General features: G+C 40.2%; 17 protein-coding genes. 8 read left to right on the forward strand and 9 right to left on the reverse strand.

Features of this window, described 5'->3' with window-relative positions; genetic code table 11:
* Position 1 precedes the first annotated feature (1 nt).
* The 5 genes from DWW90_RS17910 to DWW90_RS17930 all read left to right on the forward strand — a co-directional run bounded on the left by DWW90_RS17910 (position 2) and on the right by DWW90_RS17930 (position 5,368).
* The gene (locus tag DWW90_RS17910; RefSeq protein WP_122345971.1) at positions 2 to 1,231 is read left to right on the forward strand and encodes a glycosyltransferase family 2 protein; all 1,230 of its coding nucleotides are present in this window, start codon (positions 2 to 4) and stop codon (positions 1,229 to 1,231) included.
* 16 nt (positions 1,232 to 1,247) lie between these two features.
* A complete protein-coding gene (locus tag DWW90_RS17915) occupies positions 1,248 to 2,372 on the forward strand; it encodes a glycosyltransferase family 1 protein (RefSeq protein WP_122345986.1) in 1,125 nt (374 codons plus the stop codon).
* Positions 2,373 to 2,502: 130 nt separating this feature from the next.
* Positions 2,503 to 3,579 carry a glycosyltransferase gene (locus tag DWW90_RS17920; protein WP_233547800.1) on the forward strand — a complete coding sequence of 359 codons (1,077 nt, stop codon included), beginning with the start codon at positions 2,503 to 2,505 and terminating at the stop codon, positions 3,577 to 3,579.
* Entirely contained in the window at positions 3,576 to 4,436 is an 861-nt protein-coding gene (locus DWW90_RS17925) for a glycosyltransferase family A protein (RefSeq protein ID WP_122345973.1), read from the forward strand. Before DWW90_RS17920 ends, DWW90_RS17925 begins: the two co-directional genes overlap by 4 nt.
* On the forward strand, positions 4,433 to 5,368 hold the full coding sequence (locus tag DWW90_RS17930; protein ID WP_122345974.1) for a phosphoribosyltransferase family protein: 936 nt from the start codon (positions 4,433 to 4,435) through the stop codon (positions 5,366 to 5,368). Before DWW90_RS17925 ends, DWW90_RS17930 begins: the two co-directional genes overlap by 4 nt.
* A 75-nt stretch (positions 5,369 to 5,443) precedes the next feature.
* Here DWW90_RS17930 and DWW90_RS17935 read toward each other — a convergent pair whose 3' ends face one another.
* From DWW90_RS17935 to DWW90_RS17955, 5 genes are read right to left on the reverse strand one after another with little or no spacing between them, the layout of a single operon-like run.
* Positions 5,444 to 6,589, reverse strand: coding sequence for a polysaccharide pyruvyl transferase family protein (locus DWW90_RS17935; protein ID WP_122345975.1), 1,146 nt, complete (start codon positions 6,587 to 6,589; stop codon positions 5,444 to 5,446).
* A 5-nt stretch (positions 6,590 to 6,594) separates the two neighbouring features.
* A complete protein-coding gene (locus DWW90_RS17940) occupies positions 6,595 to 8,118 on the reverse strand; it encodes an oligosaccharide flippase family protein (RefSeq protein ID WP_122345976.1) in 1,524 nt (507 codons plus the stop codon).
* Positions 8,115 to 9,920 (reverse strand): asparagine synthetase B, encoded by a 1,806-nt coding sequence (locus DWW90_RS17945; protein ID WP_122345977.1) that lies wholly within the window; start codon positions 9,918 to 9,920, stop codon positions 8,115 to 8,117. The genes DWW90_RS17940 and DWW90_RS17945 overlap by 4 nt, the downstream gene beginning before the upstream one ends.
* A gap of 16 nt (positions 9,921 to 9,936) precedes the next feature.
* Positions 9,937 to 11,097 (reverse strand): glycosyltransferase family 2 protein, encoded by a 1,161-nt coding sequence (locus DWW90_RS17950; protein WP_115498941.1) that lies wholly within the window; start codon positions 11,095 to 11,097, stop codon positions 9,937 to 9,939.
* Positions 11,098 to 11,108: 11 nt separating this feature from the next.
* Positions 11,109 to 12,047: a UDP-glucuronic acid decarboxylase family protein gene (locus DWW90_RS17955; RefSeq protein WP_115498940.1), complete on the reverse strand. Its 939-nt coding sequence runs from the start codon at positions 12,045 to 12,047 to the stop codon at positions 11,109 to 11,111.
* A gap of 198 nt (positions 12,048 to 12,245) precedes the next feature.
* On the opposite strand from DWW90_RS17955, the gene DWW90_RS17960 reads away from it, so the two are divergent.
* The 3 genes from DWW90_RS17960 (at position 12,246) to DWW90_RS20865 (ending at position 16,281) form a co-directional block, all read left to right on the forward strand.
* Positions 12,246 to 13,439 carry a glycosyltransferase family 2 protein gene (locus DWW90_RS17960; RefSeq protein WP_122345978.1) on the forward strand — a complete coding sequence of 398 codons (1,194 nt, stop codon included), beginning with the start codon at positions 12,246 to 12,248 and terminating at the stop codon, positions 13,437 to 13,439.
* Positions 13,440 to 14,355: 916 nt separating this feature from the next.
* A complete protein-coding gene (locus tag DWW90_RS20545; protein WP_158582866.1) occupies positions 14,356 to 14,517 on the forward strand; it encodes a hypothetical protein in 162 nt (53 codons plus the stop codon).
* A 75-nt stretch (positions 14,518 to 14,592) separates the two neighbouring features.
* Entirely contained in the window at positions 14,593 to 16,281 is a 1,689-nt protein-coding gene (locus DWW90_RS20865) for a PAS domain-containing sensor histidine kinase (RefSeq protein WP_233547801.1), read from the forward strand.
* 24 nt (positions 16,282 to 16,305) lie between these two features.
* Here the strand turns inward: DWW90_RS20865 and DWW90_RS17975 are convergent, their stop codons facing one another.
* From DWW90_RS17975 to DWW90_RS17990, 4 genes are all read right to left on the reverse strand, one after another.
* Positions 16,306 to 17,421, reverse strand: coding sequence for a universal stress protein (locus tag DWW90_RS17975; RefSeq protein WP_115500301.1), 1,116 nt, complete (start codon positions 17,419 to 17,421; stop codon positions 16,306 to 16,308).
* A 116-nt stretch (positions 17,422 to 17,537) separates the two neighbouring features.
* Complete coding sequence (locus tag DWW90_RS17980; RefSeq protein ID WP_115500302.1) at positions 17,538 to 17,813, reverse strand: DNA-binding protein; 276 nt, start codon at positions 17,811 to 17,813, stop codon at positions 17,538 to 17,540.
* 113 nt (positions 17,814 to 17,926) lie between these two features.
* Entirely contained in the window at positions 17,927 to 18,619 is a 693-nt protein-coding gene (locus tag DWW90_RS17985; RefSeq protein WP_115500303.1) for a phosphatase PAP2 family protein, read from the reverse strand.
* Positions 18,620 to 18,646: 27 nt separating this feature from the next.
* Positions 18,647 to 19,414, reverse strand: a complete 768-nt coding sequence (locus DWW90_RS17990) for a tetratricopeptide repeat protein (RefSeq protein ID WP_122331209.1) — start codon at positions 19,412 to 19,414, stop codon at positions 18,647 to 18,649.
* Between the last annotated feature and the right edge of the window lies 1 nt (position 19,415).

Genomic DNA, 19,415 nt, shown 5'->3' on the forward strand with positions numbered 1-19,415 from the left:
TATGGATTTTGAATATGAAATAAACAAATGGTGGCTCTCCTACGGAGATAAACTGATAGAATATGCAGATGCAATTATATTTCTTCTGTTTCTAATAGCAGTATTGTATATTTTCATTTTCTCGTTGGCTTCATTGAAGAAAATAAAAAATAAATATCCTCCTGCCAGGAAAAAGCATCGCTTCGTCGTCCTTTTCCCCGCTTATCAAGAAGATGCGGTTATCATTAATTCTGTTTGTTCATTTATGGAGCAGGATTATCCGTCTTATATGTATGAACTGATCGTTATAGCTGATAAGATGCAGGAAAGGACAATGCAAACACTAAAAGCACTACCATCTATTACAGTATTAGAAGTACAATACGCTCAAAGCACAAAGACAAATGCACTTCGCCTTGCCATGGATTACCTGAGTACAAAAGAAGAAAAGTGCGATATGGTTGTAATCATGGATGCAGATAATATAGTAAACTCCTCTTTCCTGAATAAATTGAATGATGCCTATTACTCCGGGTGTCTGGCCATCCAAACACACCGGGTGGCAAAAAACAGGAATACAAATACAGCTGTTTTGGATGCAGTCAGTGAAGAAATCAATAATTCTATTTTCCGTTCGGGACATACCCGCCTGGGATTCTCTTCGGCATTAATAGGCTCCGGTATGGCGTTCGATTATGACTGGCTTAGGCAATATATCTATAAAGCAGCTCATGTCGGGGTGGACAAGCAACTGGAAGCGATGTTACTTTCGCAAAATATATATATTGAATTTTTGGAAGATGTATATACTTACGATGAAAAAATCCAAAAGAAAGGGCAGTTTTATGAGCAGCGACGCAGATGGATTGCGACACAATTTACAAATTTGTTCTCCGGCTTGTGGAAACTACCCAGAGCTTTCTTCTCGGGCAACTGGGATTATTGCGATAAACTTTTGCAATGGATGATGCCTCCGCGAGTTATCCTATTGGGCTTTCTGATAATATTTTCATTTATAACAACCTGGTACGATTGGGCTTTATCCTTTAAATGGTGGGGAATCACATTTGTTCTAATTTTTTCTTTTTTCATGGCAATCCCTGATTATCTTGTGGACAAAAGATTTCGGAAAGCTATTTTCAGCTTACCGATACTATTCCTGTTGATGTTCTTCAACCTTTTCCGGTTGAGAGGAGCTAACAAAGAATTTATTCATACGGCACATAGTGATCATTCATCCGATACAAATTAAAATAAAACCCGACAAAATGAAAATCGCCATAGAAGCACAACGTATTTTCCGCCCGAATAAGCATGGAATGGATTTTGTAGTTCTTGAAACCGTACGCGAATTGCAGAGGATAGATAAAGAAAATGAATATTTCATCTTTGTAAGCCCAGGACCGGACCATTGCCTGAGAGAAACGGATAATGTACATATCATCGAGGTACAATGCCCAACCTATCCACTTTGGGAGCAATGGGCATTGCCACGTGCCGTAAACAAAATCAAGCCTGATTTGCTTCATTGCACAAGTAATACAGCGCCTTTACGTACCCAAGTACCTTTGGTTCTGACTCTCCATGACATTATTTTCCTGGAAAACAGGCAGAATAGTAGCAAATCGTTGTATCAAAATATGGGATGGCATTATAGACGCTTGGTTGTACCGCGCATTTTGCCTAAGTGTCGGAAAATCATCACCGTCTCCCATTTCGAATGTAACCGGATACGGGAAACGCTTCATTTGCCGGAAGATAAGATTATGGCTATCTATAATGGTTTTAGCAATCATTTCAAACCGTTGGATAATATAAAATCAGTCACGCAAAAATATATATCAACAACCGGTTATCTGTTTTTCCTGGGGAATACGGACCCGAAGAAAAATACACCTCGTACGTTAAAAGCCTATCATTTGTACCTGCAACACTCCCAAGAGAAACGTCCTCTGTTGATCGCAGACCTAAAACCGGAATATGTAGATGATATTTTGAAAGAGACAGGCTTGGAAGATATTCGTCCTTATCTCCATCTGCCGGGTTACATTCCGAATACAGATTTACCCTTCCTTTACAATGGAGCTTTTGCTTTCCTTTACACCTCTTTACGGGAAAGCTTCGGTATTCCTTTATTGGAAGCCATGGCTTGCGGAACCCCGGTTATAACATCCAATACATCATCTATGCCGGAAGTCGGTGGTGAAGGCGCTATCCTGGCAGATCCGACAGACGAGCAATCAATAGCGAATCAACTCCTTTTATTGGAACGAGATAAGGAGTTTTATCAAAAACAATCAGCTTACGGACTCGTACGTTCCAAACATTTTTCATGGGAACATACAGCCCATGAACTATTAAAATTATATCAATCGATTATCAAATCTAAATAAAGACATCATGGAAAACCGCGACTTCATCATTACCAGTTTACAGCCTTGGGATATCGAGATAGGCAGTACGATCAAAAATACAGCATTAGAGATATCGAAAAAGAATCGGGTTTTGTATCTCAATACCCCGATGGATTATTCCACCCGATTCCGAGGTAACAAAAATAAAGCTTGGATTCGCAGGATGGATGTGATAAAAAAACAGGTCTCTCCTATTCGTCAACTTAACGAAAATATGTGGATTGCGGATTGTCCGTTTTGTATATTGCCGGTCGGGAAATTACCGACAAGTTTTTTATTTGATTGGGTGAATAAACTAAATAACCGAAAGATTGCAAACTATATCCGCCAAATTGCAACGCAGTTAGGTTTCAACAATTATATCCATCTAATAGATACGGATATCTTTCGCAGTCAGTATTTAAAGGAGTATCTAAAACCGTCTCTCTCTATCTATTACTGCAGAGATTTTGTTATAGGCGAGTCCTATTGGAAAAAGAACGGAACAAGGCTTGAACCGCTATTGGCAGCCAAGTCCGATATCGTATTGGCAAACTCTACACATTTTGCCGAGCGTTTCCGGAAATATAATCGTCATACTTATCCCATCGAAACCGGAGTCAATCTGTCTCTGTACGACGGTAGAAAGAGTTGGCCTGTACCAGAAGATATGAAACCGGTTCCACACCCTGTAATCGGCTATGTGGGAACTGTTAACAGTACCCGCCTGGATAGCGATTTACTGCTGCGAATTGCAAAAAAACGTCCTACATACAGCTTTGTTTTTACAGGTCCGGAAGACGAAGTATTCAGCAAACATCCGATACACCAGCTTTCCAATGTCTATTTTTTAGGAAAAAAACCGGTCGAAACATTACCTGCCTATATCAGCAGTTACGATGTCTGTATCAATCCGCAAATGGTCAACGATATTACAAATGGGAATTATCCTTTAAAAATAGACGAATACCTGGCAATGGGGAAACCAACAGTAGCTACCAGTACTCATACCATGCTGGACATTTTTGCGGCGCATACATATCTTCCGGCAAATGAAGACGAATATCTCCAAGCCTTAGATAATGCGTTGGAAGAAACAAATAATCCTATGCGGAAAGAAGAACGCATCTGTTTTGCAGAAACACATAGTTGGGGACATAGTGTCCAAAAAATTTATACTATCATTGATAAATATTATAAGAAATGAAGTGGTACAACAAATATTTGTCACTATATGGGAAACCTTTTAATAATATTCCTATAAATATTATCAAGGAAATACGTGCAAATATAAAAGCAAAACAGAGTGATCATCCTTTAGTTTCTATCGCGATAATTGCACACAATGAAGAATATCATTTAGCTGCAAATATCTGGTCACTAAGTGAAACTATATCAAAATATCCAATAGAATTTATTGGTATTGACAATAATTCTTCAGACAGAACTGCTGAAATTTTTGAAACATTGGGAGTTCCCTTTTTTCAGGAAAAGAGACAGAGTCATGGTTATGCGCGTAACTGTGGTCTCGATCATGCTAAAGGAGATTATTACATTTGCATCGATTCTGACACTTTATACCCTCCACATTATGTGGAACATCTTGTAAAACATTTAGCAAAACCCGGAATCTCCGGAGTATACTCCCTTTGGAGCTATATACCTGATGAGACACATTCTGCCATAGGGCTTTTCTTTTATGAATTATGCCGCGACATATACTTATACATCAATTCCATTAATCGTCCGGAATTAAGTGTAAGAGGAATGGTTTTTGCATTTAAAACAGAATATGGGAAAAAGATTCGTTTCCGTACAAATATTAAACGTGGAGAAGATGGCATGATGGCCAATGGCCTGAAAGATTACGGAAAGATAAAATACATATATGACAGGAATGCACGTCCCGTAACAGGCTATCGTACTATCGGCAATTCGTTGTTCCACAGTTTCCGAGAAAGAGCTCTTAAAGCATTCAAATGCATCCCTTTATTATTTACAAAACAAAAAGAATATAAAGATATCGATTCTAACATAATAAACAAAAACACTAAAAACTTATGAACTATAGAACCATATCAGACTTGAATCAAGTCATATTAAAACATTTATATATCATCCCCAGAGATATAGATCTGATTGTAGGTATTCCCCGCAGTGGTATGTTTCCGGCTAATCTTTTAGCTCTTTATCTGAACAGGCCTGTCACAGACCTTGGTTCGTTTATCAACGGACATATCTATAAAGCCGGAGAAAGAGGCCAGTTTTTCGATAGCCGGCAGTATAAAAAAATATTGATTGTAGATGATAGCATTTCATCCGGTTCGGCTATGCAAAAATGCAAAGAGCAAGTCAAACATTTGGAAAATGATTTTAATATTCAATATTGTGTTGTGTATGCGATTCCAGGCACTGAAAATATGATAGATTACGCTCTGGATATAGTTCCTCTCCCCCGGTATTTCCAATGGAATATATTAAATCATACTGTCTTGGAAAAAGCCTGTATGGACATAGACGGCGTTTTATGCGTGGACCCTACGCCCGAACAGAATGATGACGGAGAGCGATATAGAAATTTTGTACTGCATGCTCAACCACTGTTTATCCCAGGCTCCAAAATTGGAACGCTGGTAACTTCCCGCCTGGAAAAATATAGAAAAGAAACAGAAACTTGGTTAGAAAATAATAATGTTAAATACAATAAACTGGTTATGTTAGATTTGCCCAATAAAGAAGCCCGGCAAAAAGCAAATTGCCATGCCTCCCATAAAGCAAGCGAATATAAACTTAATCAGTATAAATTATTTATAGAAAGCTCCTTATCACAAGCACTTGAAATCAATAAAATAACAGGAAAGCCCGTTCTATGTACAGAAAACTTTGAGATGATATTCAACTCACAATCTATACTGTACAATATAAAAAACGGTCAGTCTTTACCTTTTATTCGAAAGGGTCTATTAAGGCTAAGAAATTCAATTAAGAAAATATGATTATTCAATAATAACATATTAATCAGCTTTTTACAACAAGTTGATTTAAATTTGATGCCAGTTCAAAAGCAGGCTTTATTCCGCTCTACAAAGAGCTCCTTGCAAAAATTGAATTGATTTATTGATTTCTTTTTCACGGAGGGCATTTACCCTACTATAATCGATATCGCAATTTACAACATCAGGCTTCAAGTCATCTACAGAATGTATTAAGCGATCTTCAAGCTCCAATAATTTCAGCAAAGAAGTAAATCGAGCCATTCCGCGAGTTTTATTTCCAATGCAGATGAAAGGCTTTTCAAAAATGATAGAAAAAGCCATTCCATGAAAAGAATCTGTAACTACAAACCCTGCATTCATAAAACCCTCTATCCATTCCGAGATAGGGGGAACAATGCAATCTTTTATTCCGGAAGAACCAACATTCCAATATTTATTTTTAGCCATTACTTTATGAACCGGCAAGTTTTTAAGTTCGGATATCTCTTGGATGATTCTATCTTTATTTATATTGCTATCTAAAATATAAACCATCAAATGTTTTTCTTTGCCGGCCGGGATCAAATCACAGACCTTCATATAGTCTGTTTTATCCAATAAAAGAGTGGGATCTAATAGCCAACTTGCATTGATACCCCAATAAGTCCGGCATAGAGTAACAGCAGAATCCTCCCGAACTGAAACAGCATCAAATTTTTGTATAAGTTCACCTAAGACTTGAGTTTGCTTTTTTGTAAAAACCCAATAATCACGCCCCAATGAAGCGGCATATGATATTTTTTTTATATCTTCCTCCTGCTTTAAGAAGTCCAAAAAGTAGGTCGAGACGGATGTAGAATAACCGGGACGCCAAACTTGATCGCTCCCCACTATAAGAGCTTTAACCTTTTCTTTTATCACTAAGTTTAAAAGCTGTTTTTCGCAAGTGCATTCTACAACTTGTAAGTATTTATGGATAAATGGAGCAATATATTGAGCAATATTTTTTCTTTCTCTATCAGTAGGCCATGCTCGTAATGGCACAGACTTAAAAAGTAAAAACCTTTTAACCAAACGTTTGGCAAACTCTTTTACTTTTTCGACTTTAGATACTTTCGCAACCGGCAAATTAATTAATATAACTTCGTGTCCCATACGCGTCATTACCTCTTGTAAAGCATAAGCCTGTAAGATTCCACCATAATTCGTATGTAGAGGCAAAGTCAGTATAGCTATTTTCATAATAATCAATTATATATTTTCTTTTGCATTTTCTGAATAGGTTTCATAAATAAATCTCTTTCATACTGATTCATTCCTTTAAACCAGAATAGAAATATATATACAACCGAAAATACGAATACGATCAAAACAAACATCCCCCAAGAATCTAACTGTACATAATATAGTAATAGACAGCCAAGCAAACTCAAGACAATCGGAATAACAGACATTTTCCCTATCTCTTTCCAAAAAGCAATCATATCAAGACCGACTCTCTTGTGATAATAGATATTCATAATTATAATCTGGCCAATAACCAAGGCAAAAGCCGTACCCAATGCACAACCGATGCCTCCATACAATTTAGCTAATGGAACCGATATGCCCAAGCTACATATTGACACTACTAAATATAAAATTGAACGGAATTTCATCTTGTTTTTAGCCTGCAAAACTGTAATTCCTATATTTTGTATCAAAGGTATAAGCAATGGTATAAAAAGCAATAATGCAATATAATAGGATTGAGCATAATCCGGACCAGCCCAAAAACGGATAAAAACGCGACCAAAAACAATGAATCCGGATAATATAAAGGCTAATATTATATATTGAATCCGACCAATCCGAATAAATAATTCGGAGATTTTATCATTTCCTTCATTATTTGTAACCATCGCAGTTACTCTTGGAAGAAACAAACCGGATATAGCAGTAGAAAATCCTTTATAGATATTGACCAGCTGTAAGGCTACTGCATAAACAGCAATTACACTAACGCCTGTAAACATTCCCAAAATAAATTGGCCCGAATCCCAGTAGATCCTATCTATAATTGCATTTAGAAAAATCCAGAATGAATAAATAGATATTTCCTTCAAAAATGGCCAATCAAAGCTTGATTTTCTCAGTCTGATCTTGATCTTTAGTTTATAAAAACAGAACCAGGCATTCATCAATAATGTTAACACATTAAATATTGTCACAACTACAACCATACCGATGGCCCGATAGCCTATCAGCAACATGATAATCATTACAACAGGATTCAATATGATACGAACTAAATTCACCAATTTCTGAAACACGAAATTTTCATATGCAGTAATAATAGAACCGAATATACTCATAGGAAATGTAAATGCTAAATTGCATATCATCAACATCAACATGATACGAACTTTATCCATCTCTTCGACAGACATTGTCACCTTAAAAAGCGTATTGACATGCCCGGTTATAATAAAACCTATGCAGAATGTAATAAAACCAATAAATGAATATAGCAACAAGAAGATTCCAAACATCTCATATTGCTTTTCTTTATTATTTTCCGCCCGCATTTTTGCCGTATATCGAACAATTGCATTACCAAATCCAAGATCAAAAACAGTTAGATATGCAACAACAGAAACTACTAACGAATATAAACCATATTCGGTCTGCCCCATCATCCTTAACATAAAAGGAGTATAAAGTAACCCGATTATATTATTTAATCCGATTATTAAATAACTGAGGAATGCGCCTACCTTTATCTGATTCATTCCGTTATCTTGCTATATGTTTTTCCCTCTCTCACAAACCTCTCCCACCAAACAGACAATGCCAGTAAATTGAAATACTGTATGGCCCTGTTCTGTTTGTACCAAAACCAATTGCCGGCTTCATGCGATTCTTTATCGTACTCTGCTATAAACTTTTCCACGTAGTCCCTGTTCAGAAAGTCGGAAACAACAGACGAACTAAGGATATAGTCGGCAATACGCGCACGTTGTTTGTCATTCTGGAAAAAGATGGGCATGGGAGCAAATCCTCCCTGCTTTTTCTTTGCGGTGATCGCATCCGGAAGCATCGGTTTATAGTGGTATTTCAACAAATACTTGGCCGTTGTTTCTCCTTTTGCTATTCGGAACGGACTATCTCCCTTACATTTATAGCAAACAGGAAGCCGCATCAGAAACCTATATAAATCCAGGTCCATATAAGGAAAAACAAGATGATTGTCGAACATATCGGCTATCTTAGATGCCTTAAACAGAATAACCTGGTTAATGATCTTCTCTAAATCACTCTTATATGCATGTTGCGTATACAGATGCTCGAAACTACGCATATCGGGATGCAACAACGGAGAATGGCGGAAAGAAGAAGTATCTTTCAGCAACTTCTTCTGTTGAAACGCAGGAAAGCCAAACAGATCCCCATCCAAAATATGCAATACCTTATCCAGATGAAAACGCAGCCGATAGAAGCTTGTATCTTTATCGAAGGCAGGCCGGCTCAATATCGTATATAAAAGATTCATTACAGGCTTCATGCCATAGCGGGATATCAGATAATGCAAGGCAACCTCGCGTCCGGATGTCCCAAAATATTGGTCGCTGCCATCGCCTCCGAGTATCACATCCGGCTTATCATTACCTATCAGACGCATGACAGCATAATTTACCATCAATCCGCCTTCCACAAAAGGATCACCCAATTGTTCGACCAAACCGGGCAGGGCCTCTATCTCACTCCCGTCTATCTCATATTCGGTATGAATAGTCCGGAATGTTTCAGACATACATCGCGCTAAAGGCAACTCTGTCCAGTTATCCCCCTTAAACCCTATTGAGTAAGAACGAATATCTCCATTATACAAAGAGCGCAAAGCAGCCAGATTACACCCGGAATCATAGCCTCCACTCAGAAGAATACCTACATTCGTACTTTTCCCGATACGTTTCCTTATCGCACCGGCATGTAGGGTTGCATATTCGTCGGCATACTCATCCAACGTTTTTTCATTCAATGGAACCGGGATTATAGTATCAGTTGGGAACAAATAATCGGACTCGATCCGCCCATCCTTATATATTAGGACTTCGCCGGCGCCTAATTTTTGCACTCCCGAAAAGGCCGAAGAAGGTGTTGCGATATAGCCGATAGATAAGAAGGAACTCAATGCCTGGTAATTTGGAGTCGCATCAAACCCTTTTGTCAATTTCAGCAGAGCAAGGGAAGAGGCAAAATATGTATTCGTATAATACACCTGATCGGAAAGGCCATGCCGGTCCCGAACGGCCAACACTGAATCCGGCGTTCTCAGAATACAGGTAAAAGCGCCATCCAAACCGGCAAACCCCTGGATTCCTTTTTGAGTATATACAGAAAAAAGCGTTTCCGCATCATCAATCAGACCGTACCCTAATTCTTCCTTATTATATAGTTCCCCGAAAAACCAAAGCTGCGTATCATTCCGCTGGTAACACCGGCAAGTTCCTTTATGAACAATGCCTCCCTCCTGCTTAGCTTGTGGTATTTCCGGGAGTTTACCTTTTCTATTCCAACATCCGACAAACATATCTATTTCTTTCTTATTATTTCACCCCATGTTCCGTATGGATAAACTTCTTGTTAGCTCCCCTCAGGCGGAAAAGATTCAGAAACATGCTGAAAAAAGTTTCCGGCAATTTCACAACGGCTATGAACAATTGTCTTGTATATAAACGTTTAGGGACGGCCAAGAGTAAAGAGACGATCAGTATACAGAATAATATCCACCACTTCAAAGAGATCGGCCAGGATATACAAGTAATAACCAATGCTATAATAAACGTCTCACCCAACAGAAGCAAGCGGGGAATACTCATTTGCTGGAACATCTTATCACAAAAATCCCAATTCTTATCTAATATGGCTTGCGGCATATCGCCGATAAACTCTTTCAGATAATGGATCTGCGCCGAAAGCCAACGTCTTCTTTGGCGGGCAAAATCCCGACGGTTTTGTATCTTTTCATCCAGGACATACGCATCCGGTAAATAATCGATACGCTTGCCCGCCTTAAACAAAGTGAGTTCCAAAGCACGGTCAAAGCCTCCAATTGCATGGATGCCAGCCAACTCCTTTTTTATCAATTCGAAATCGAAGGCCATGCCGGAACCGATCAGAGCGGCCGACAAGCCCATATTCACATGTCCTTGCCGGAAAATGCTATTATTGATTTCTTCGCTTGCAGCATCCAGATAGGCCAGACTCGTATTCTTATTTTTAGCTGTCCGGTGCGTCTGATAACCAACGATATTATCGGTAAAGGGGGCGGCATTAATCTGGTTGAGATAGTCAGGACCTATTGTATTATCGGCGTCCAGAATCAGTGCGATGTCGTAATCAGCCAAATGGCTCATCGCTAAATTCAACGCTTTTGCCTTCGTGCTGTTCTCAAAACGGACAATCTCCAGGATAACAGGCATTGCAGCCAATCGTCCGTTCGTCTCTGCTCCCATCTGATCGGAGATAACAACGATATCGTACCGGTCACGCGGATAGTCCTGCTGCAAACAAGATTCTACGCATTCCATAATCACCAGGTCTTCCTTATAAGCCGGTATCAATATGGCTATGCGACGGAAAGCAGCGGAGTCCTTCCCTCTTTTCTTGTTCTTATGCATAGAAGCTATACTAAAAACGAACAAATAAAGTATATTAATGGAGAAGCTCAAAAACAGGACGATCTCCAAGACCTTTAGCGCTATCATATCCTCAATTTTTACAAACTCTGAAAATACCGGATTGTTCTCTTAAGCCCTTCTTCAAGAGGGACGGAAGGATACCAGCCACCGAGCTTCTCCCGGGCAAGCGTGATGTCCGGTTTCCGCTGTTTCGGATCATCGGAGGGCAACGGGCGGAATACGATTTCAGAACGGGAGCCGGTAAGACGAATGATATGTTCAGCCAATTCCACCATCGTAAATTCACCAGGATTACCGAGGTTAACCGGACCTGTAAAACTGTCTTCCGTCGCCATCATGCGGACCATTCCTTCGACCAGGTCATCCACATACTGAAAACTGCGGGTCTGGCGTCCATCGCCGTAAACTGTAATATTTTCATTCCGAAGAGCCTGAATAATAAAGTTTGAGACAACCCGTCCGTCGTGGACCGTCATATTGGGACCATACGTATTAAATATGCGGATAATTTTAATTTTTAGCTTATTCTGCCGGTGGTAGTCCATGAAGAGTGTTTCCGCAGCCCGCTTCCCTTCATCATAACAACTGCGGATACCGATCGTGTTCACATTCCCCCAATAAGATTCCGGCTGGGGATGAATGAACGGGTCTCCATAGACTTCACTTGTCGAAGCTTGCAGAATCCGGGCATCATGAGCCTGTGCCAGCTCCAGCATATTAATAGCTCCTAAGATAGAAGTTTTAATCGTTTTAATGGGATCATACTGGTAATGGATCGGCGAAGCCGGACATGCCAGATTGTAAATTTCATCAATAGCCGATGTTGTTTTATATGGAATGGTCACATCATGTTCTACCGACTGAAAGTTCGGATACACAAGCAATTCGCGCATAAGACTTTCAGAACCCGTAAAATAATTATCCAAACAGATTACCCGATTTCCTTCCCCTAATAACCGTTTACACAGATGAGAACCGATAAACCCCGCTCCACCGGTCACCAAAATAGACTTCATGTTTTTTTACCCTTAGATTCGTTGATTAATATTATTCTTTTTAACAGTTGACAAATGTAATGATTTGTTTTGGACAAAATCATGAAAGTCTTGATTATTATGCATTATTTGAAATAATAATATTGTTTCCATGCTGAAGGATGAAAAAATAATTATATTTGCGTCGCTTGGCATAATATTAAGTTACGCAAAAACAATATGGAACAAATGCACACTCTCTTTATTATCCTCTTTTGGTTAGGATTGGCTGTTGTCTTTTACACATATATAGGGTATGGAATCCTGTTATATCTATTGGTACGCATCAAAGAGTTGTTCAAAAAAAGAGAGGCTTTGCACCTGCCCGAACCGCTTCCGGAAGTTACTCTTTTCATAGCTGCTTATAATGAAGAAGATATTATAGCGACAAAAATGGAAAACTGCCGGAACCTATCCTATCCTGACGGCAAACTACGGATTGTATGGGTAACAGACGGATCAAACGACCACACAAATGAGCGATTGGCGGCATATGAAGACGTCACAGTCCTGTTTAATCCGGAAAGGAAAGGCAAAACAGCAGCCTTAAACCGGGGTATGCAGTACATTTCTACTCCTTACGTCGTTTTCACCGATGCCAATACAATGCTGAATACGGATGCCATAAAAGAGATTGTCCGTTGTTTCAGCGATCCCAAAGTAGGCTGTGTAGCCGGTGAAAAAAGAGTCGACACACAATCAGCCCGGGGAGCTACTGCCGGTGAAGGAATTTACTGGAAATACGAATCGGCCTTAAAAAACCTGGATGACCGCCTTTATTCGGCTGTCGGTGCTGCCGGAGAATTATTTGCCATACAGACCCGGCTGTTCGAGCAGATGCCTTCGGACACTTTGCTCGACGATTTTATCCTTTCACTCCGTATTGCCGCCAAAGGATATAAAATTGCCTACTGTAAAGAAGCCTATGCCACAGAAACAGCTTCACTGAATATGAAAGAAGAAGAAAAAAGGAAGATACGAATAGCTGCGGGCGGCCTGCAATCAGTCTGGCGTCTTAAAGGACTGCTCAATATTTTCCGTTACGGTACGCTCAGTTTCCAATATGTCAGCCATCGCGTGTTGCGCTGGACACTGACTCCGCTAATGCTTTTTCTTTTATTGCCCGTAAACGCGGTATTAGCCATTTCCGGAAATCCCTTTTATGCCGGATTACTGTTCCTGCAACTACTTTTTTATATCGCTGCCTATGCCGGCTACCGGATGGAACAACGAAACCTGCGGAACAAACTGTTATTCGTCCCTTACTACTTCGTCTTTATGAATATAAATGTAATCAGGGGATTCTTTTACCTGATCCGAAATAAGGGAAACGGGGTATGGAGCAAGGCAAAGAGAAGTCCGTCTTCCTTATAGCTCTTCAAGAACTACGATAATACTCTCCCTCTTAACTTTCAATTTTCAACTCTTAACTTTCAACTGTCCCGGGGGGGGCTTATTGTATAAAACGCATTTTTCAAGCCCGAAAGACTTCCAATATCAAACAAATGTTAATCCGCTTTTTTGACCTCAAAAAGGGACTTTTTCGCCTTTTTCGAGCGTTTTCAACATTCACGACCGTCCTCTTTGCCATTACGACCGTGCTAATGTGTAGTGCACTCGGCACCTCGCGAAGATTAGGACGGTCGTAATGGAGATTAGAACGGTCACAATTGGAAAAAGGACCGTTGTAAGGGCAAAAAAGCACCTGAATTTCCTTGAGATATTTGGGACGCCGTCCGTTTTATTTTCAAATATTCGATTCTCCGGGAGTTAAGGTTTATCACTTTGACGGTGTTTCCGGTTTCCGGTAATCAAATTGCACACTTTTCAGAACGGACTGCGCACCTCGTTTTTCCTATTGTCAGAAAGGGGAGCTTAAACCGTGAAAAAAGTCAATCCAAAATCGATCAAGATTTCGGATGAAATAGAAAAACGGCAAAAAAAGGGGTTATTGTATTTTAGGCTGGAGTTTTTTGAATAACCGGAGTTCTTAATGAACTCCGGTTATTAATGGAAGCAAAGATAAAATATTTATAAATACAACTCTTTGTTTTCCCTTTATTTTTAAGGTGTACGCAAAAAAACTTTTCTTCCTTTTCACATAAAGAAAAAGAAAAAGTCCTTTTTTGAGTATTTCAAACCAAAATACCAAGTCAAAATTATACCCAATAATATTTATTGATTCTTGTTGTATAGTAAATATTCCCGTACAAGACGGTTCAGCAGCCTTATTTTTTATAATTATTTCAAAGTTACCGGAGTTCATTAAGAACTCTATAAAACATCAATTATGGTTATATCCAATCCTAAAATGCACTGTATCAACGACACGCTTACCCATCTGATGCTAACCGAGCGTAATGACGATTACGCTTTCAACAGCATATGTGTCGCAACCAAGGAGGGATTCTACTCTGCTTCTACCGTAGAATTTGGTTTTACAACAACATAACTTTATCCAATCACATACACGCCGTTACACATTAATCAATAACAACAATAAGAGATGATTATTCTTTCTAAAAACATGAAAAAGTATAGGGTATTTCTTTTTCTGATTTTCTTGCTCCAGGCAATATCCTTCGATGGTTCAGCCTCCACCAGGCAGGATATGGGTCCGAAACGGCTGGAAGTAACCCACGAATACGACAAAAGTTACCTGCAAATCAAAGCACACCCCTTCGAAATAGCAGGCATCTGTTTCACAGCCTTCCTGTTCATCTTCTTCCTGACCAAAAAACGCAAGCATAAAAAAGAACTCGACAGGGTACATACCGAACTTACCATCGCCCTCGATGCCGTCTATATGGCCGTATGGCGGTACGATGTCAAAAAAGAGGTTTTCACGGCAGTGCACCGTGTCGGCATCCCGACTACCGGTATGACCAAAGCTGAATTAGGCTCCAAAATACATCCGGAAGATATGCAGAAATACGAAAATTACCTTCATGCCTTAACATCCGGAGAGGAAGAAATAAAAAACGAAGTATTCCATCTCAACCTCGACAACGGAAACGTCTGGACCGACGTCTATGCAATCGGATTAAAAGACAAGAGCGGGAAAGTGAGCCATATCATCGGTACCGAGCGGAATGTTTCCGCCGAAATGAAGCAAAAGAACATATACGACAAAAACAAGCAGATGCTCGAATTTGTCCTCAAAGCGGTCCACATCACGCCTTGGGAATATGACGTAGAGTCGCAGACGGTTAATATCAGCGACAACTTCCTCCAGCAATCCAATCTCTCCCAAAACTCCGTCGCGCTGGACGAGATTCTTAAATATATGTATCCTTCCGACGCCCAACTCCTGATCCAGGGGCTGAGTAACCTGATTGAAGAGACATGCAGCCTAATGGTCATTCAGATACGGAGCAAGGAGCCGGGAATGGAAGACTACCAGTGGTTCGAGATGCAAGCCGTCGCTTATCAACGTTATGAAGACGGGCGGGTACGCAGTATTATCGGTTTGAAACATGATATCACCGATCTGAAACATACCGAGGAACTGGTTCGCCTGCGTGAAAAAGCCGAAGAATCCAACCGCCTCAAAAGCACTTTCCTCGCCAATATGAGCCATGACATACGGACACCGCTCAATGCCATTGTAGGTTTCTCGACGCTTATGGCCGAAACGGACAACAAAGAAGAAAGGCAAGAGTTTGCCCAAATCATCGAGGCAAACAACGACATGCTTCTTCATCTGATTAACGATATCCTGGATATGTCGAAGATAGAAGCCGGACAGATGGAATTCATTTATTCGGAGGTGAATTTGAATGACTTGATTCAAAACTTGGGATATACTTTCCGGTTCAAAATAAAGAAAGAGGTCTATATGTCCCTGGATATACCACCGGAACCTTACATATTGTACACCGAAAAGAATCGTTTGACACAAGTCTTATCCAACTTTATCAGCAATGCCTGCAAATACACATTCGAAGGGTCCATAACAGTCGGTTACGAAATCGAAGGCAAACAGATTTATTTCTATGTAAGGGATACCGGAAAAGGAATTGAGAAAGAGAACTTGCCCCACGTCTTCGAGCGCTTTGCCAAATTCGACACTTTTGTAAAAGGCACCGGACTGGGGCTTTCGATCTGCGAACTGATCATACAGACATTAGGAGGTGAGATTGGTGTGGAGTCGGAAGTCGGGAAAGGCTCTACGTTTTGGTTTACATTACCGATTTCTGAAAGAGTCGAGAGTTGACAGAAGTCAACTCTCAACAATATTCTATGAGTGCATCACCAACAAAGGCGTGTCAGTATGGAATAGCATCTTACGGGCAATCGAAGGATTGAACATACGGGCCAGGATATTCCTGCGGTACGTGCTCAGCGCTATCACATCGATATCTTTGTCGCGCACGAATTTCTCAATCGCCAGCAACAGGTCGCCATCGTCCAAAACCGTATGGGTGATATGGGCATCCGGATATTGCTTTTTGAAGTATTCATTGACACCGGTCAGACGGATTTCATTCCATTCATCCTTGCTGGTCGAGATATTGAACAAATGGATATGCACATCATACGGTTTGATGATTTCCATAAATTCGTCAAAAGCGACCAGGTCACGCTGGTTGAAAGAGGTCGCAAAAGCGATGTTTTTAGCCTCACTCAAATCTTCAAACGGGACATTTTCCGGAATAGCCAAAACCGGGACTTTGTTTACTTCAATCACTTCACCGGTAACACTACCGATCAGATCCATGTCTTTCTGGCTCTTTCCGCGAGTACCCATTACAATCAATGTCGGATGATATTCTTTGCAATATGCAATAATCTCTTCCTCCGGTAACCCTTCACGAAGTACATAATTGTATTTCACTTTGGGAAGTTCGCCCGACTGGATTTTACGGTTGATCATCGTACAGATATTTTCCATATCGATATTGACACGTTTCAAGACATTCTGTGTCGTCTCTTCCTCGTTCACCTGGTAAGCCAGCGTATCGCCCATCGGAATAGCGGACGGGAAATACGGGCTGAAATAAGCATGCATGATCATCACTTCCGCTCCGATCTTATGGGCATAATTAATACCTAAATCACATGCTTTTATCGAATAATCGGAAAAATCTATCGGGATCAATATTTTCTTTTCCTGATGGCCGTTTTTTTCCTCTTGTTCGGTGTCCTCGCTAAACCACTTGCTATCTTCAATGATACGCAAGGCATGAGGCAGATCGCTTTCTTTAATCCGCACACGTACACCGGCCGAAACAACCGGCTGGATCTGGTTTACATTATGTATGTAGACTTCAATCCCCTCTGTTTCAAGCATCGTTTTGAGAATCTGGGCTTTCTCGAACGTGTGAATTGCTAACGTTACTAATTTATCTTCCATACTCGTGTGTTTTTATAGATTAAACAATCGGAATTCGCTAAAAGTTGAATAAAAAAAATCCCACAGCAGCATCGTTTAGATTCAGCTATGGGATTCTTCTGTAACAATGAATTTCTTTACGCTTGCTGTGCTTCCGACACTTCGTCTTTTTCTGCGAGTATCTGCAAAGCACGTTCAAATATTGTGGTGTCGTCTAATACAACCAAACCTCCGTCAGGCCCTGGTTCAATATGTATTCCACAACTCTTGCCATCTTTAAAATTATGCCCACCGAAATAATTACGAACAGTTTCAACAGTGATACCCAGTTCATCAGCAATCCGGTGAGTACTTCCGTCAGGCAGGCTGTCTTTCAGTCTGCGGAGTTCATTAAATGTAATAGTCTTTGTCATGGCTTCCTTATTTTGAAGGTTAATACTTTGTTTAATTTGATGCCACTAACTTAATCATTATAAATTACAGCAACAAATTATTCATCAAAAATTAATATGCTTTACGACATGTATTATTTTTGAAGGCAAGCGGCCAATGGCTCATTAAAAATGAGAATGACAAGAATCGTCAGATATATTGCATAGACAATGAGACGGATACGTTGTTTTGAATATAACGGTTCATCCTGTTTTACCTCTGCCGGCACTAATTTTGAACGGCTAAGAGAATAAAGCCAATACACTAAATAACCGAAGAATACTCCCACAATAGCTCCCGGTACAATATCCGAAATAAAATGGACTCCCAAGTAAACCCGCGTGTAGGCAGTCAAAAACGCCCAGAAAAAGAGGGTCCAGCCGAATAACTTATCCCGCATAATTAACGTCATAAGCGTTGCAAAGCCAAATGCATTCGCCGCATGGCTGGAGATGAAACCATAAAGCCCTCCCCGATATCCGAAAACGGTTTTTACCAGATACATAAAATCAGGATGATGTGTCGGCCGAAAGCGGGTGAAAACAGGCTTGCAGAGGTGGGAAGCAAACTGATCACATAAGGTTATAACCAGCGCAATTGCCAATAAAATAAGTAGAGATTCGCGCCAGTTCTTTTTATAAATCAAGACCAGAAGAATAAAAAAGGCTAACGGCAGCCAAACTGCCCTCCCTGTAAAGATCCACATAAAACGATCCAGGAAAGCAGAGTCGCTGCCGTTGAGAGCTAAGAACGCATCGCGCTCATAAATCAATATTTTTTCAACCATAGTAGGATTAAGCTTCGATGCCGGATATTAAATGATTTCAATGTCTTTACTCGGCATCCATCCTACATTTCCATCTTCCATTGCTATTTCACTCCAATCTCCCAGTTTACTTTTAATGGAGACTTTAGTTCCTTCATGCAAAATAAAAAGATCTGTTCCGCTTGCATCCGGAGAGCTCTTTACCGTAACAGTCGGAGCAAATACAATTGCACTTTTCCGATTCACCAGTTCACTCTTCTGATTGCTGGCAAAGATATTGGAAAAGATAACCAAAACCAGCAATACCAATCCAAGATAGAAGCCGATCTTCTTCAGATGAATCCACTTAGAGAAGAAGAACAATATCAAACAGCCGATAAACAGAATAAAGCAGACGATACCCATCTGAGCCCATGAATCGGCAGCACCCATATTCTGAACTTTATCAAACCAACGATGAAGAAAAAAGTCGCCAACCGGTTCGATCTTATCTACCGATTTCTGGCGCGCCAGTTGCAGATTGAAGCGGATATCTCCATCTCCCGGATCCAACAGCAAAGCCCGCTCATAATTCAGAATGGCCGGGGCAATCTTATTTTCCTTATAATAGGCATTTCCCAAATTATAATAGATTTCAGCCGATTCGCCATTACTCTTCAGAAGACCTTCATATAGTTCGATAGCCTTGCCATAATCTTCTTTCGTATAGGCAGCTTCCGCCTCTTTGATCGTTGCCTCCTGGGCGAATGCACCAAAAGCGACAAACTGGACCAAAAGGAAGAATACGATCTTTTTCATATTTATATTCATCTTCATC

Origin of the sequence: Parabacteroides sp. AF17-28, from assembly GCF_003479205.1 — a bacterium.
Taxonomy (GTDB): domain Bacteria; phylum Bacteroidota; class Bacteroidia; order Bacteroidales; family Tannerellaceae; genus Parabacteroides; species Parabacteroides acidifaciens.